A 15,497-nucleotide genomic window follows, 5' to 3' on the forward strand; every position below is an offset into this window, starting at 1 on the left:
CTTGCAGCGCTCCTGCGGTCTGGAGAGCTCATGGCTGTGTGATACGAACCGACAGGTGTGCTCGCCTGGGGAGGTTTTCAAGTGATTCATAGTCCCTCAACGCAAACCCTCCTGCGCGACCGGGTTGATGCCGGTCGAAGGCTGGTGGAGCCGCTGCTCAAATACGCTCATCGACCGGATGTCATCGTTCTCGCCTTGCCCCGTGGCGGCGTGCCGGTTGCCTATGAAATTGCCACGGCCCTGGAGGTTCGCCTGGACCTGATGCTGGTCCGCAAGCTCGGGGTGCCATTCCATCAGGAGTTCGCCATGGGCGCGATTGCCAGTGGCGGTATCCAGATCGTCAATGACGATACGCTGCGGGCGAACCGTATCGATCAGCGCACGCTCGATAACGTGGTGGCACGGGAAACCCAGGAGCTGTTGCGTCGCGAGCGCCTGTACCGGGGCTCGCGTGCCCCCGTGGCGCTCAAGGATCAGGTGGTGATTCTGGTCGACGATGGCCTGGCGACCGGCGCCTCGATGATGGCGGCGATACAGGCGGCGCGCCTGCAAGCACCGTCGCGTATTGTCGTCGCCGTGCCGGTGGCTCCACCCGAGACGGTAGCGGCGATGTATGGCGAAGTCGATGAGGTGATCTGCCCGCTCACCCCCGAGTGGCTGATGTCGATCGGCAATTGGTACATGAATTTTTCCCAGACCTCGGATGAAGAAGTCATGGATCGTTTGCAACGGGCCTGGCGCAGAGAGTCCGGTACGCGTGTTTCCGGTCAGGAGGATTCCGATGTTTGAGCTTCGCTATCGAAAGCTCGACCTGGGGGACGTGGAGCTGTCTGCCGATCTGCGTCTGCCGGTGCACGCTGGTGGTCTGGTGGTGTTCGTTCATGGCAGCGGCAGTGGTCGTTCAAGCCCGCGTAATCAATACGTTGCGCTGTCTCTGGCTCAGCGGGGATTGGGCACGTTGCTGTTCGATCTGCTCACGGAGCCGGAGCAATACCTGGACAACCAGACCCGGGAATTGCGTTTCAATATTGCGCTGCTGACCAGCCGACTGGTGGAGGTGATCGACTGGATGGGTCGGGACGCCGAACTGCAACCGCTACCGATCGGATTGTTCGGCGCAAGCACCGGTGCTGCGGCGGCGCTAATGGCAGCGGCCGAGCGGGCGGACGTGGTGCATGCGGTGGTGAGCCGGGGAGGGCGGACCGATCTTGCGGGTGCGGCGCTGTCTCGCGTGAAGGCCCCGACCTTGCAGATTGTCGGTGAGCGGGACCCGGTGGTGCTCAATCTCAATGTGCAAAGCAGTCGCGCCCTGCAGTGCGAGCAACGTCTGGAAGTGGTGGCGGGCGCGACACATCTTTTTGAAGAAGCAGGAACCCTCGAAGAAGTCGCCAGACTGGCTGGCGACTGGTTCGAGCAGTATTTGCGACGGTAGTCATCCCACGCAGACAACCGCCGTCTGACACCTGTCATATGCCGAATGGAAAGGTTTCGTCTTCCGGTTCCAGCGCCTGGCTTTTTGGCAGGGGCAACGCTGTTAGCGGTTGCGTCTGTTCAATCCAGACCATGGCGTCGAATTGTTCGGTCAGCACTGACTCGAAGTAGTGGCTGCTGCGCTCGCTTGCGGGTCGATAGATCACACCGATGGCTCGCTCCAGCAGCGGTTTGGACAGGGCCCGGCGCAGCTCTTTTCGCTGTGGATCCCGCCAGTCGGTCAATGAAGCCGGGACGCCGGCGTCGAGGAACTTGCGCTCCCAACTGTCTGGCCGGGACGGCCGGATGTCCTTGATGAGCATCTCGCAATCCCAGTCGTCGGCCGCGGCCACCTGGCCACGGTCGGTGCTCATGCCGATCAGAACCACATCGCGCCCATAGGCATTGCGGCACAGTTGACCGATATTGAACTGACCTTTCCAACCCATCTCCGTCGCGGCCGCATTGCCGATATGGGAGTTGTGCGCCCACACCACGGCCTTGGCTTGCGGACCGCGGTGTTCGAGCAACGCACGTAAGGTGTCGAACATGTGCCTGTCGCGCAGGTTCCAGGAGGCCGTCGAACCTCGATAAATCGCTCGGTAATATTGTTCCGCCGCCAGGATGACCCGGGCGTTCTGGGTCGCATCGAAGAACGCTTCATCGTCCTTGATATCCCCGGCCAGTTGCTCGGTCAGCATGGCATTGAGCTGTTCGACCACCGCATGCTCGCAGGGCATTATGCCGTCGCGTTCGACGAAGTGGCCGTACAGCGCAGGATCATCCTGCCACGGGGTCAAACAGCCATAGCGACGCCGTGCTTCGTGTGCCAGTTGCGGGTCGACACGGTCCAGATAGCTCAGCACCTCATGGATGGAGTTGCGCAAACTGTAAACGTCCAGACCGCGAAACTCGACGCGCTGTTCAGGCGCGTGTTGGTGGTTGTACTGATGCAGCCAATGGGTGAACGCTCTCACATCGGTGTTGCGCCACATCCAGGTCGGGAACCGGCTGAAAATGTGTCGTGCCCAGGCCGAGCGCGCCAGCCCCCGGGCATAACGGTCTACATGACTCGCGTCCGGCCAGTCTGCTTCAACGGCCACGATATTGAATCCGTGTTGCTCGATCAGCCGTTGGGTAATCGCCGCCCGGGTCCGATAGAAATCACTGGTGCCATGGCTGGCTTCACCGATCATCACCACGCGCGCATCGGCGAAGCGGTCGAACATTTCGCCAAAGGCCGGTGAATTCAGTTCCGGCAGGGGTTCGGCGTATTGGCGCAAGAGCGGGACGATGGAGGCCTCGTCAATGTGGGTATGCGAGCCATACAGCTGGTTCAGCATGTTTTGGGAAGGTGTGTTCATGAACGTCATCCCCATAAAGGCGGGTTGGTCGACGTGCAGTGCTGCGTAGTGTCATGTCGACGGCCAGAGGCCGTGCTGACTTACACATTTTTGATCCGCTCCCTCTCAAAAAAAAGCCCCCTGCCGGCTTCCCGACAAAGGGCCGGGCCAGCGGTCACTCGGCTTTGATCGGCACGAAATAGCTCTCTACAGTTCCTCAGGTGAAACCACCCAGACACTGCACGGCATTTTGTACAGCAGATGCTCCACCGTGCTGCCCACCAGTCGGCCCACGCCCCGGTGGCCGACCCGGCCCATGACAAGTACGTCGATGTCGTAGGCATCGGCGTATTGGGTAAGAACCTTGGTCGGGTTGCCCATGATCATGTGCTGCTGCTCTGGCGCAATACCATTGCGCTCGGCCAGTTCGCGGAAGGCATCGGCCTGGGCATCGAATAACGTCTTGGCCTTGCCTGGGGCAAACAGCGCTGAGCTACTGTCGAAATCGAACTCGTCCGCACTGAGGGATGAAAGGTCGTGGGCGTAGATTACGTCGAGCTGGGCGTTACAGCTGCTGGCCAGTTTTGAGGCCTCGCGCAAAATCCTGTCGTTGAAATCCTTGTACTGGGTATTGCTATGGAAGGGATCGACCGCGGCGACGATTTTGCGCGGCAGCGCGTGCTTCACGTGGCTGACAAAATGCAGCGGTACCGGGCATTCGCGCAGCAAATGAATATCCAGGGGCGTGAACATGATCCGTGACAGCAGCGACTCGTATTCCAGTGCCTTGATCAGTACCGCCATCGGCTGTTCTTTGAGATGAATGAGGATTTCCTGCAAAGGTCGTTCAACCCAGATCACCTCCGTGGTGACGGGCACGCCGATTTTACGCAAGGGGCGGGCCTGTTCTTCGAGCCATTGCCGATGGCGCTCGACATACCCCAGCCGCATCTCCTCCAGCGCTTGTTCGTTGACCATGCTCGCCGTTGCCAGCCCTTGCAGGTAATCGAAGGCGACGATATGCAGGGCCGCGCCCGAGGCCTTGGCCAACGCAGCGGCGCGGTCGAACGCGGGGCTGTTTTCCATGAGGGGCGAGACGACCAGCATGAAGCGTGATTGCTCAGACATGACCAAACTCCCGTCAATAATCGTAGATATTCCTGTACTCACTGGCACCGCTGCGTTTGGGCAGTGGTTCTCTGGCTTTTATCCTGCCGATGACCGGGGGGGCGGGATTGATCTTTATCAATCTGGCGAGTGATCCAGCTTGCGGCCCGACGTGTGGCGGGGGGCGCCAGGTCCATCTATAAAACATTGACCACTATCAATCTCTCCTGCGTCATGCCGGTGCAGTCTTGGGGTTGTGGCTTACCCGGACAGGAATCACATGAACGAAACCTTGGGCCTGGCAGGGGCGGCAGCTGCGCTGGGGATCGGCATGCTCGTCGGCCTTGAACGTGAACGGCACAAGGGGCGTGGGGACAGTCGCGCCTGTGCCGGATTGCGTACGTTCGCGATCACCGCATTGCTGGGTTATGTGGCGATGCAAATCGGTGGTGGTTTGCTGGTGGGCATCATGGCGGTTTCGGTGGCCTTGCTGGTCACTGTGGCTTACTGGCGAAGCCTGGGCACTGACCCTGGTGTCACCAGTGAAGTGGCGTTATTCACGGTATTGGCACTGGGGGCGTTGTGTAACAGCGCGCCCGAACTGGCCATCGCCATTGGCGTGGTGGTGGCGGGGCTGCTGACGTATCGCCAAAAACTGCATCATTTTGCGCGCAGCCAATTGACTGAAGGGGAGATGCGCGACGGTCTGGTGCTGTTGGTCGCGGCCCTGGTGGTGTTGCCATTGGCGCCGGATCGCTTTATCGGCCCCTATGCCGCCATCAATCTGCGCACCATTTGCACCCTGACGGTGTTGCTGATGGCCGTCGGGGCGGTCGGGCATATTGCCGTTCGTACCCTGGGTGCCCGTTACGGCTATGTGGTCAGCGCCATCGCCTCCGGGTTTGCTTCCAGCATCGCGACCATCGCCGCGATGGGGCACCTTGTCGCCAAGGAGCCAGGCAACATCAAAGTCTTGAGTGCGGCAGCGATGCTGTCCAACCTGGCGACCATCATTCAGGTCGGCCTGATCCTGGGGGCGGTCGACATCGGTCTATTGCGCTACATGTGGGGGCCGCTGTTGTTGGGTGCCGCCGCCACGGCGCTGTATGGCTTGAGCCTGATGTTGCCCAAACCTGCGAGTGGCGACAATCAGCCGGTCAAGGTCGGCGGTGCGTTCAACCTCAAGCTGGCGTTGGTCATCGCACTGACCATGACCGGCGTTACCTTTGTGTCTTCGATGGTGCTCAATCACTTTGGCGAAGTGGGCGTGATGGTCACGACGACGCTCACCGGTTTCGCCGATGCCCATTCTTCGACGGCGTCCATTGGCGCCCTGGCCAAGGCCGGGCTGTTGCCGTTCGACGCCATTGCCGGGCCCACGCTGGTTGCCGTGAGCAGTAACTCCCTGAGCAAATGCCTGGTGGCCTGGATCAGCGGTGGGCGACGGTTCGCCGCGTATGTCATTCCCGGCCAGGTCTTGCTGACGTTGGCGATGTGGGTGGGCATGTTGCTGCATTAACGGGCATCCGAGCGCTGTAGCTGACAAAGATCAAGTCGCCTGAATCTGCCGCGATCACTCTAGGCTTCTACTCATTGCATCGAGATGGCCGCGTGCCGAGGTGTCCCATGTCGCAGACTCAGCGCTTACTGTTGATCGCCCCCCATTCCATGACCCGTACTCCTGCGTTCGACCGGGCCGCCGCGTTGGCCCGCGCGATGCAATCGCCGCTGCACATCGTGGCATTCGATTACTTGCAGGCCTTGGCCGTCGCCGGCCTGTTCGCCCCCGAGCAAATTGCCCAGGCCCGGGAAGGCTATTTGCAAACCCATCGGCAATGGCTTGCCGAGCAAGCCCATTTGATAAGCAAACACGGCGTCGAGGTCACCAGCGAGGTGGTGTGGGTGCAGCACCCTTACGAGGAAATCCTGCAATTCGTCAACGAGATGTCGCTGAGTCTGATCATCAAGGACGCCCAGGAAGAGTCGGCGTTGAAACGGGTGTTTTTCACCCCGCTGGACTGGCAGTTGTTGCGCGATTGCCCGGTGCCGGTGCATCTGGTGACCAACGCCCGGAACGCGCGGCCACGTAACGTGCTGGCCATCGTCGATGTGCTGCGCAGCGAAGAGCAGGACCTGGTATTCAATGACCAGATTATCGACGCCGCCACCAAGCTGGCTGAACAGTGTGAGGCGCAGATCGAGTTGGTGCATGCGTATGACTGGACAGCCGTGTATGCCCTGGACATGGGCGTTGGCGCACTCCCGTTGGCCTCCGGTCTTTACGAAGCCATGGGCACGGCGCAACACCAGGCGTTCACGGCGCTGGCCGAGCGTCACGGCGTGCCGTCGCAGCGTCGGCACTTCATCGAAGGTGCGCCAGTGCCGAGTATTTGCAAGTTCGCCGAGGACCATCACACCGATGTCATTGTGATGGGGACGGTGCAGCACTCGGGGTTGAACAAGCTATTGGGGACCACTGCCGAACAGCTCTTGCACCGGGCCCCTTGCAGTGTGCTGGCGATCAAACCCGACAGGTCGTTGTAACCCTGAACGTAGACTTGCCCCACGGCGGACCGTTGGCCGGTACGTCGTGGGGCAATCGGCCTTTATGACATATACAGACGATGGATGACCTGACGGCTGTCGTTGGGGTCATTGTGCCTCTCGAAACCCAAGGCTTTGGCCAGGTCGCGCATGGAGGTATTGCTTGCCGCGTCGATCGAATACATCTGCTGAAAACCGTTTCTGCGGGCGGCCTTGATCAGATGCTCCATCAAGGCGGTGCCGAGGCCCAGATGCTGCCATTCATCGGCGACTGTCACCGCGCACTCACACTCATGTTCCGACGTGGCGGCGTAGCGGCTGATGCCGATTTCGATCAATTGGCCGTTTTCGTGAACCAGCGCGATGTAAGCCATGCGCTGTTTGTTATCGGTGTCCATCAACTGATCGAGCATGGCGGCGCCGGGCTCGTTGATCTGTGCGAGGAAACGCATGTGCCGGGACTCGGGCGACAGGCGCTTGATGAAGGCGTATTCAAGTTCGCGGTCCTTTTCCAGCAGTGGCCGGATCAGCACATGGCGCCCGTCCTTGAGCGCTTCGATCCAGTATTTTCCAGTGACTGCGGCATAGGCGGCCGCGGCCCGATCATTGTGGTCTTTGACAGTGAGCATGGATGATCCTCCATCTTGTTTGAAAGGTCGGTGCGTATTCACCCATCACGCGGTTGATTCCTTTCTACGCCACTGGCAGCCCTTGAATCTGATCTGGATCAGACACCCGTCACGAGGGCGTTCATTTGCGGGTATTTGATGTAAATCAACCTCGGGGAGGGGGCAACGGGCGCAGTCTTGGCCCATGCCGGCGGGTAAGGCCCGGTTTCGAGCGGAGGTGTGTGATGGGTCAATATCAACGTTTGTTGCTGATCGCCGACCGAACCCTGCATCAGTCTCCTGCCTTGCTCCGTGCCGTCGCGCTGGCCAAGGCGAGCGGGGCCGCGCTGGATGTGCGGGCCTTTGTCGATCCGGCACCGATTGTTCATTTATGGGAAGAAAAAATCGACGAGGCGGGGTATCAGCGCTATCTGCGCCACTGTCATCGTTGGGTGGCCGACGAGGTCGAGCGGCTCAGTGGGCAGGGCGTGGACGTGACGGTTGAAGCGGTCTTCACCACCCATCCGCTGCTGGATATTTTGAAGACAATCGAAGACCTCAAGCCCGACCTGCTGATCAAGGATGTCACCCTGGAACCGGCGCTCAAACGGGTGTTCATCACGCCGCTCGATTGCCATCTGCTGCGCGAATGCACGATCCCCGTGCACTTGGTCAATCAGGTCCGTTACGGGTTGCCGCACCGGGTCGTGGCCGCCGTGGACCCGTTCGATCCGGCGACGCAAATCAGTGGCCTGAACGACACCATCATCCAGACGGCCAACGCACTGGCGCTGCAATGCGATGCACCGCTGCACCTGCTGTACGCCTATGACTTGTCGCCGGCGTTCAATGGCGATGCGCCGCTGATCGCCGGTGGCTGGGGCATGGACTTCGTCGAGGAGTTGCGCGAATCCCTGCACCGGGCGTTTATCACCCTGGCGGATCGCTACGGTGTTCCTCCCGAGCGTCGGCACTTTGTCATGGGCCTGCCGGTGCCGGTGATCAGTGAGTTTGTCGAGCAATACCTGGCGGATGTGGTGGTGATGGGCACTGTGCATCGCGTGGGGATCGACCGCTTGATCGGCAGCAACACCGAGCGGGCGTTGTACTCGGTGCCGGGCAGCATTCTGGCGGTCAGGCAGCCGGGTTCGAGCGTCGGGTGGTAAGCCGATCGCTGGCCGGCCATTAGTTGATAAAAATCAGAGCCGCCTGGCGAGAGCCCCCCGATACTTGAGCCACAACCTGAAGCTATCCAGATGAGGTGGGTGAGGGTGAAAATTCAACGTTTGCTATTGATTGCCCCGACCGAAATGGTCCGCACCCCGGCGTTCGAACGGGCGCGGGCCCTGGCCTGTGCAACCGGTGCGGTGTTGCACATTGTCGCTTTCGATTATGTCCAGGCGCTGGCGGCGGCCGGCCTGTTTGACCACGACGCAATGGCCCAGGCGCGGGAAGGTTACTTGCAGGTACATCGTCAATGGCTGGAGCAGCAAGCCCGGTTTCAACGATGCGAAGGCGTGCAAGTGAGCACTGAAGTGGTGTGGGCCAGACCGACCCTGGCGCATCTGCTGGAGTACGTGAATGACTTCCATGCAGACCTGGTGATCAAGGACACCCACCGCGTATCAGCGCTTGATCGTGCTTTCCATCGGCCGCTGGACTGGCAGTTGCTGCGCGACTGTCCGGCGCCCTTGCACCTGGTCATCGATACCACAAATCCCAAGCCGTTGAGCATACTGGCGACCATCGATTTGTCCCATCTGGAGGAGCTGACCCAGGGGCTCAATGACCGGATTCTCGACCTGGCTTCGAGCCTGGCCGAATCTTGCGGCGCCACCTTGCACCTGCTCAATGTCAGCGGCTGGTCGGAGTTGGGCGAGGCGCAAGTGAATGTGCCGACGGCGACTCTCGATGGCAGTTTGGAAGACGCCGTCAACGATGCCCAGTTGGAGGCCTTTGAAGCGCTTGCCGAACGCTACGGAGTCGAGAAACAACGGCGCCATCTGCTGCCCGGCATCCCTCCCAAGGTCATTGCCCATTTCGCGCAACAACATGCCTTCGACATGGTGGTGCTGGGAACGACCTACCATCGCGGGATCGATATATTCATCGGCAGTACGGCGGAAAGCGTATTGAACCGGTCGCCCTGCAGCCTGACGATCATCAAGCCATTGCCCCGGCTCGACAGAGAAGATGAACCAGTGTGACCTCGATTGATAAAAATCAACTGCCCACAAGCGCAAAGGAGCGATCAATAGTGCTCCATGAATGCTCAAGGAAACGGCCATGCGAATGACATTTCTCGGTGCTGCGGGCACGGTCACGGGTAGCAAGTACTTGCTGGAACATCGCGACCAGCATGTGCTGATCGATTGCGGCCTGTTCCAGGGCTATAAACAACTGCGTTTGCACAACTGGGACCCGTTCCAGTTGCCGGTTCGTGACCTCGAAGCCATTGTGCTGACCCACGCTCATCTGGATCACAGCGGCTACCTGCCGGTGTTGGTGCGCAACGGCTATCGCGGCCCTGTATATGCCACGCCAGCCACCTGTGAATTGGTGAAAATCCTGCTGTGCGACAGCGGCCGCTTGCAGGAAGAAGAGGCCGAGTTCGCCAATCGCCACGGCTTCTCCAAACACTCTCCGGCCTTGCCGCTGTACACCGAGCAAGACGCCGAGCGGGCATTGAAATTGCTGCGGCCGGTGCAGTTGCACCACCGGGTCGACATTGTCCCGGGGATGAGCATTCTGTTGCGCGGTGCCGGGCATATTCTGGGCGCAGCGACCGTGGAAGTCGTCGCCGATGGCATGACCCTGGTGTTCTCCGGGGATCTGGGGCGGCCGAACGATCCATTGATGTTTGCCCCGGAGACGATCGAGCAGGCCGATTATCTGCTGGTGGAGTCGACCTATGGTGACCGTCGGCATCCCGACGAATCCCCGGAAGATCAACTGGCCGAGGTCATCACCCGTACCGCACTGCGCCACGGCATCACGCTGGTGCCATCGTTCGCGGTCGGTCGCGCGCAATTGCTGATGTATCACCTGTATCGCTTGCAACAGAAACACGCGATTCCCGACCTGCCGATCTACCTCAACAGCCCCATGGCCACCGACGTCACGCGCTTGTACCAGCGCTTTCGCAGTGAACACCGGTTGTCCCTGGAAGAGTGCGAAGGCATGTGCCGTGTCACGCGTTTTGTGCGCTCCACCAGAGATTCCATCGAGCTGGACCAGCAGCGCACACCCGCGGTGATCATCGCCGCCAGCGGCATGGCCACTGGCGGGCGGGTGCTGCACCACCTCAAGGCGCTGGCGCCCAACCCACTCAATACGCTGCTGGTGCCGGGCTTTCAGGCGGGCGGCACCCGCGGCGCGCAGATCATCGCAGGCGCCCCGTCGGTACGTATTCACGGCAAGGATGTGCCGATCCGCGCCGAAGTGGTGCCGATGGAAACCCTGTCCGCGCACGCCGACTGCGATGAAATCATGCTGTGGTTGCGCGGCTTCAAGCGGCCGCCGAAACACACCTATGTGGTACATGGCGAACCCAATGCCTCGGATGTATTGCGCCGGCGAATCAGCCTGGAGCTGGGCTGGTCGGTCTCGGTGCCGGAGTACCGCGACAGCGTGGAGCTGACGGGGCCTCTTTAGGGCTCAGCCACAAAAAAGCCCCTCGCCGGTTTCCCGACAAGGGGCTTCTGGTTGCGTCAAGGGCGGTCTCGGCGAGTTAACGGGATTTGATGGGTACCCGTTTATCTGCGCTGATGGCTTCGGGCCTTTTTGGCAGCGAAATGCTCAACACACCTTTGTTGAAACTGGCTTCGATCTTGTCGGTGTCGACGCCTTTAGGCAGGCTGAATGCCCGCTGAAAGGAGCCATAGTGACGCTCCGACAGGTGATAGCCTGTTCTTTTTTCTTCCTTGTCCTCTTTCTTTTCACCCTTGATGATCAGGTTGCCATTGGACAGTGTGAGCTCGATATTATCCTGGTCCATGCCCGGCAGCTCTGCGGTTATTTCGAAGCTTTCATTTTTCTCGGTGATGTCCACGGCAGGTAGGCTTCGACCGATAAAATCCCGGCTCCAGAACGGTTCGACATCGAACAGACCACGTCTGAAGGGCGTCAGCATAGAGCCACGATTGAAGTCTTCGAACAGGTGATCGACCTGTTGACGCAGTTTTTCCAGGGGCCGCCAAGGGTCTTGTACCGTCGGCTGCCGACTGGTTTTGTCTTCGTCGGTGTGTACCGGCAATTTTTTCGCGAAGTTGGCCATTTTCATTCCTCCTCTCCAGTACTGCGATGGACCGGTAACATCCCGGAGGCCGGTCCACCACGACAATTCAGTCCCTACATTAAAAGATTAGTCTTCCTGCGATCCCGAAGGCCGACCAACAGTCGGTTTCTGACCGAGCTGTCTATTTCGAGAATTTGCGTGCCCCGGTCACGCAAAGAATCACCGCGACGGTCACCCCCAGCATGCCAAGGCTGACCTGCTCATGCAGCAACGTGGCCGCCAGCGCCAGGCCAAAAAACGGCTGCAGCAGTTGAAGCTGGCCGACGGCGGCGATTCCGCCCTGAGCCAGGCCGCGATACCAGAACACAAAGCCGATCAACATGCTGAACAGCGACACGTATGCCAGGCTCAACCACGCGGGCGGGGTGATTGCCGAGAATGAAGGCGGGGCCAGCAACCAGGTCAGCGGGACCATGACGGGCAGCGACAGCACCAGGGCCCAGGAAATCACCTGCCAGCCTCCCAGTGTCTTGGAAAGCTTCGCACCTTCGGCATAGCCCAGCCCGCACGCCAGGATGGCCAGCAACATCAGAATGTCCCCCGCCGGAGAAGCTGTCAGGCCCTGGGAGACGGCAAACCCCACCACCAGCAGGCTGCCCAGCACCGAGAAGAACCAGAACACCGGCCGAGGCCGCTCGCCACCGCGCCAGACACCGAACGCTGCGGTGGCGAGCGGCAACAGGCCAACGAAGACAATGGAGTGCGCAGACGTTACATATTGCAGCGCCAGTGCGGTCAACAGCGGAAACCCTAATACAACGCCCAGGGCCACGATGGCCAGGGAGAACAGTTGATGCCTGGCCGGGCGTTTTTCCTTGAACAGCAACAGCAAGCACAGCGCCACAATGGCAGCGATACTGGCCCGGGCAACCGTCAGGAAAACCGGGTCGAACTGTAGAACGGCCACCCGTGTCGCCGGCAGCGAGCCGCTGAAGATGAGCACGCCAATGAACCCGTTGAGCCATCCGCTCGCGGTCTTTTCCGTGGTGCGCTGTTGCAGGTTCGATGTGCGTTCCATTCTGGATCCCCTTCATGCTCAGGTTGCATGGAAGGCATCGTATGGACGAAACTCAATACAATCAAAATATTGTCATGGATACATCTGCTCATGCCTCGTTCCCGCTACAAATCACTGGTGGATACGTTTGCCGCGGATATTCGCTCAGGGCGCCTGTTGCCGGGCACACGCCTGCCGACTCACCGTCAGTTGGCGACCACGGAAGGCCTGGCCCTGGTGACGGCAAGCCGGGTCTATGCGGAGCTGGAAGCCATGGGCCTGGTCAGCGGGGAGACGGGGCGGGGGACGTTCGTCAGGGAAACCTCGTGGTCGCCCAACCAAGCTATCGATCAACACAGCGTTGCCGCCGGCATGACCGACCTGAACTTCAACTATCCGGCCCTTCCCGGGCAGGCCGAATTGTTGCGCAATGCCCTGCGTCAGCTCGCCTCGGCCGGCGATCTGGAGGCGTTGCTGCGCTACCAGCCACACGCCGGGCGACCCCATGAGCGCGCCGCTGTGGCGCGCCATCTGCGCGTTCGAGGGCTGACGGTCGAGGCTGAGCAAGTGCTGATCGTCACCGGCGCCCAGCAAGGGCTGGCGGTGACGATGATGGCGCTGTTGCAACCCGGTGACGTGATTGCCGCGGACGCATTGACCTACCCGGGGTTCAAGGCCCTGGCCGACACGCTGCACCTTGAAATCGTGCCCATTCCGGTGCTCGATCACGGGCCGGATCTGCAAGCGCTGGAAAGTCTGTGCCGGCATCGACGCGTGCGGGCCGTGTACACGATGCCGACCCTGCACAATCCGCTGGGCTGGGTGATGAGTGCCGAGCAACGGGAATACCTGGTGACGATTGCACGCGAGCATGGGCTGCTGATCATTGAAGACGCCGCTTACGCCTTTCTCGCGGAGAATCCGCCCGCGCCATTGGCGGTACTCGCCCCCGAGAGGACGATTTACGTGTCAGGGCTCTCCAAAAGCGTGGCCACCGGACTGCGCGTCGGCTTCGTCGCCGCCCCCCTGCAGAACGTGCCCGCGCTGGAGCGCACAATCAAAGCGACCACCTGGAATACCCCGGGTGTGATGACGGCGATTGCCACCACCTGGCTTGACGACGGCACTGTCATGCAATTGGAAGCCGAAAAGCGCCGGGACGCGCAGGCCAGGCAAATCGTGGCCGGCGAGGTACTGGCGGGGCTGCGCTGTATTCGCCATCCGTCGTCGTATTTTCTTTGGCTGCCATTGTCGGAAGACGCACGGGCCGACCAGATCGCCATGGCGTTGATGCGGGAAAACGTCTCGGTTTCAACCGCCGAACCGTTTGCCACGTCGGCCAACGTTCCGCATGCGTTTCGTCTTGCGCTGGGCTCCGTGGAGATGGGGGCGCTCAGGGAGGCGCTGGAGAAAGTGAAGTGGGTGGTGGGGGCTTATACATAGTGACAGACGAATTCTTAAGTTGTGATGCGCTCCGTAGCAGCTGGCGAAGCCTGCGTTCGGCTGCGCAGCAGTCGTGAACCCTGAATGCACAATGTGCCTGACGGACCGCAGTGCCTGATTTTACGACTGCTGCGCAGCCGAACGCAGCCTCGCGAGCTCGGCAGCTGCTACGGAGCGTAGTTTGGCTGGAATAACCTCCGAATATTTGCTTAAGTCCAGCTATCGCAGCCACACGGGTGCAGCACTTCAATCCCTGAAGGGCATTCCACCCGGAGAATTCCATGTCTCTTCGATTCCCGCGTTTAGCCGCATTGCTCGCCATCCTCACGATCGGCGTCTTGCCCTGTGCCCAAGCCGTTGAATACACCCGGGTCAACACCACCGCCAGCAAGATCTCCTTCACCTATAACCAATTCGGTTCGAGGGTGTACGGCACCTTCGGTAAATTCTACGCCACGCTCGATTTCGACACGGCAAACCCCACCGCGGCCCACGCCAGGCTGACCATCGACCTTGCCAGCATCGACGCCGGCAGCAGCGATGCCAATACCGAGCTGCAAAAGCCGGCCTGGTTCAACACGGCGGATTATCCGGTGGCGACCTTTGAATCGACCCGGGTGAAAGCGCTGGGCAATCAACGCTTTTTGATCACCGGCAAACTTAACCTCAGGGGCATGACGCGTGAGCTGCAGGTAAAGGTGCTGTTGAAGCCGGAGCAGGCCATCGGGATTTTCGACGGTAATATCATTCTCAAACGCAGCGACTTCAAGATCGGGGAGGGGGAGTGGGCCGATACGGTGGTCTCCAACGACATCGACATCCGCTTTCGCATCGTCGCGCCGCAGCGTTGATTTTCCTGCGAGGGGCTCGATCTGTGACAATGGCCGGGCTGATGTTCAGTAAGCCTTGATCCGGAGTCAGAAACGCAATGCCCCAGCTCACCCACTTTGCCACTCCATGCCCGGAGCCCATCAACAGCCAGATTCTGCAGATGGTCGTCGACAACCTGACCGACATCAGCATGGTAGGCATCGCGCCGAGCAACCCGTTGTACAACGTCTATCAATACGCGGTGGGCTATGAGGTTCATCTGTACCTGGAAGCGCTCGGCGGCGCCAAAGGCATTGCGGTCGAATTGATCGTTGCCATGGATGACGAAGATCCCGAGAAGGTCATCGGGTTTTTGCTGTACCTGCCGGTCAAGGACGATCCCGAGGCCTGCGGCGTGGCGTACATGGCGGTGCAGGCCAGTCACCGGCGACAGGGTGTCGCGCGGGCGATGCTGCAAGACATGCTCGGTCGCTACCCGCATGCCGAGTTGACGTGCACCGTCGCCAAGGTGCCCTGGTTCGAGTCGATGGGCTTTCAAGTACTGGGCGTGCGCGGCACTCAGGTGCTGATGAACACCCGTGATCACGCCACTGAAGGCCTGATGGGCCTGTTGGATGTCACCTCGATCTACAGTTCTTTGGAGGTGCGGCAGATACATACGTATCTGCTGCAAAAACACGGCAAGCGGGCAATGATCGATGCAGAAAAGCAGCGCGACCGGCATCTCGACCAAATGACGCGCAACGCCAAGGCGTTTGTGCTGGATCGTTTGAGCAAAAACGCCGAGCGCGGGTCTCGTCCCGTCTAGACTGTCGAGTCCTTTCGGGCGCGCAGGCTGGCCGAGGCGTGATATTCTG

General features: G+C 60.3%; 15 protein-coding genes. 10 read left to right on the top strand and 5 right to left on the bottom strand.

Annotated elements, in window-relative coordinates; genetic code table 11:
* The first annotated feature begins 84 nt into the window (after positions 1-84).
* Positions 85-789: a phosphoribosyltransferase gene (locus ACEN9A_RS09150; RefSeq protein ID WP_408981118.1), complete on the top strand. Its 705-nt coding sequence runs from the start codon at positions 85-87 to the stop codon at positions 787-789.
* Positions 782-1,432, top strand: a complete 651-nt coding sequence (locus ACEN9A_RS09155) for a dienelactone hydrolase family protein (RefSeq protein WP_258673060.1) — start codon at positions 782-784, stop codon at positions 1,430-1,432. The genes ACEN9A_RS09150 and ACEN9A_RS09155 overlap by 8 nt, the downstream gene beginning before the upstream one ends.
* 34 nt (positions 1,433-1,466) lie before the next feature.
* Here ACEN9A_RS09155 and ACEN9A_RS09160 read toward each other — a convergent pair whose 3' ends face one another.
* Complete coding sequence (locus tag ACEN9A_RS09160; protein WP_258673061.1) at positions 1,467-2,834, bottom strand: erythromycin esterase family protein; 1,368 nt, start codon at positions 2,832-2,834, stop codon at positions 1,467-1,469.
* A 186-nt stretch (positions 2,835-3,020) separates the two neighbouring features.
* Positions 3,021-3,941: a universal stress protein gene (locus ACEN9A_RS09165; protein ID WP_258673062.1), complete on the bottom strand. Its 921-nt coding sequence runs from the start codon at positions 3,939-3,941 to the stop codon at positions 3,021-3,023.
* A 259-nt stretch (positions 3,942-4,200) separates the two neighbouring features.
* Between ACEN9A_RS09165 and ACEN9A_RS09170 the strand changes: the two genes are divergently transcribed.
* Positions 4,201-5,439 (top strand): MgtC/SapB family protein, encoded by a 1,239-nt coding sequence (locus tag ACEN9A_RS09170; RefSeq protein WP_019649447.1) that lies wholly within the window; start codon positions 4,201-4,203, stop codon positions 5,437-5,439.
* A 107-nt stretch (positions 5,440-5,546) separates the two neighbouring features.
* Positions 5,547-6,464 carry a universal stress protein gene (locus tag ACEN9A_RS09175; RefSeq protein WP_192351359.1) on the top strand — a complete coding sequence of 306 codons (918 nt, stop codon included), beginning with the start codon at positions 5,547-5,549 and terminating at the stop codon, positions 6,462-6,464.
* Positions 6,465-6,526: 62 nt separating this feature from the next.
* Here the strand turns inward: ACEN9A_RS09175 and ACEN9A_RS09180 are convergent, their stop codons facing one another.
* Positions 6,527-7,093 carry a GNAT family N-acetyltransferase gene (locus ACEN9A_RS09180; RefSeq protein ID WP_258673063.1) on the bottom strand — a complete coding sequence of 189 codons (567 nt, stop codon included), beginning with the start codon at positions 7,091-7,093 and terminating at the stop codon, positions 6,527-6,529.
* A 224-nt stretch (positions 7,094-7,317) separates the two neighbouring features.
* Here ACEN9A_RS09180 and ACEN9A_RS09185 point away from each other — a divergent pair, with 224 nt between their 5' ends.
* The 3 genes from ACEN9A_RS09185 to ACEN9A_RS09195 all read left to right on the top strand — a co-directional run bounded on the left by ACEN9A_RS09185 (position 7,318) and on the right by ACEN9A_RS09195 (position 10,726).
* Positions 7,318-8,238: a universal stress protein gene (locus tag ACEN9A_RS09185; protein WP_019649444.1), complete on the top strand. Its 921-nt coding sequence runs from the start codon at positions 7,318-7,320 to the stop codon at positions 8,236-8,238.
* A 105-nt stretch (positions 8,239-8,343) separates the two neighbouring features.
* Entirely contained in the window at positions 8,344-9,279 is a 936-nt protein-coding gene (locus tag ACEN9A_RS09190) for a universal stress protein (protein WP_258673064.1), read from the top strand.
* Positions 9,280-9,358: 79 nt separating this feature from the next.
* Positions 9,359-10,726 carry an MBL fold metallo-hydrolase RNA specificity domain-containing protein gene (locus ACEN9A_RS09195; RefSeq protein WP_258673065.1) on the top strand — a complete coding sequence of 456 codons (1,368 nt, stop codon included), beginning with the start codon at positions 9,359-9,361 and terminating at the stop codon, positions 10,724-10,726.
* Positions 10,727-10,802: 76 nt separating this feature from the next.
* Here ACEN9A_RS09195 and ACEN9A_RS09200 read toward each other — a convergent pair whose 3' ends face one another.
* Both ACEN9A_RS09200 and ACEN9A_RS09205 read right to left on the bottom strand, forming a co-directional pair.
* On the bottom strand, positions 10,803-11,348 hold the full coding sequence (locus ACEN9A_RS09200) for an Hsp20/alpha crystallin family protein (RefSeq protein WP_026345838.1): 546 nt from the start codon (positions 11,346-11,348) through the stop codon (positions 10,803-10,805).
* 142 nt (positions 11,349-11,490) lie between these two features.
* Positions 11,491-12,387, bottom strand: coding sequence for a DMT family transporter (locus ACEN9A_RS09205; protein ID WP_258673066.1), 897 nt, complete (start codon positions 12,385-12,387; stop codon positions 11,491-11,493).
* A gap of 90 nt (positions 12,388-12,477) precedes the next feature.
* On the opposite strand from ACEN9A_RS09205, the gene ACEN9A_RS09210 reads away from it, so the two are divergent.
* From ACEN9A_RS09210 to ACEN9A_RS09220, 3 genes are all read left to right on the top strand, one after another.
* The gene (locus tag ACEN9A_RS09210) at positions 12,478-13,809 is read left to right on the top strand and encodes an aminotransferase-like domain-containing protein (protein WP_258673067.1); all 1,332 of its coding nucleotides are present in this window, start codon (positions 12,478-12,480) and stop codon (positions 13,807-13,809) included.
* A gap of 281 nt (positions 13,810-14,090) precedes the next feature.
* The gene (locus ACEN9A_RS09215; protein ID WP_258673068.1) at positions 14,091-14,660 is read left to right on the top strand and encodes a YceI family protein; all 570 of its coding nucleotides are present in this window, start codon (positions 14,091-14,093) and stop codon (positions 14,658-14,660) included.
* A 77-nt stretch (positions 14,661-14,737) separates the two neighbouring features.
* Positions 14,738-15,448, top strand: coding sequence for a GNAT family N-acetyltransferase (locus tag ACEN9A_RS09220; RefSeq protein WP_258673069.1), 711 nt, complete (start codon positions 14,738-14,740; stop codon positions 15,446-15,448).
* Positions 15,449-15,497: the final 49 nt, after the last annotated feature.

The sequence above is a fragment of the Pseudomonas sp. Pseusp18 genome (assembly GCF_059506005.1).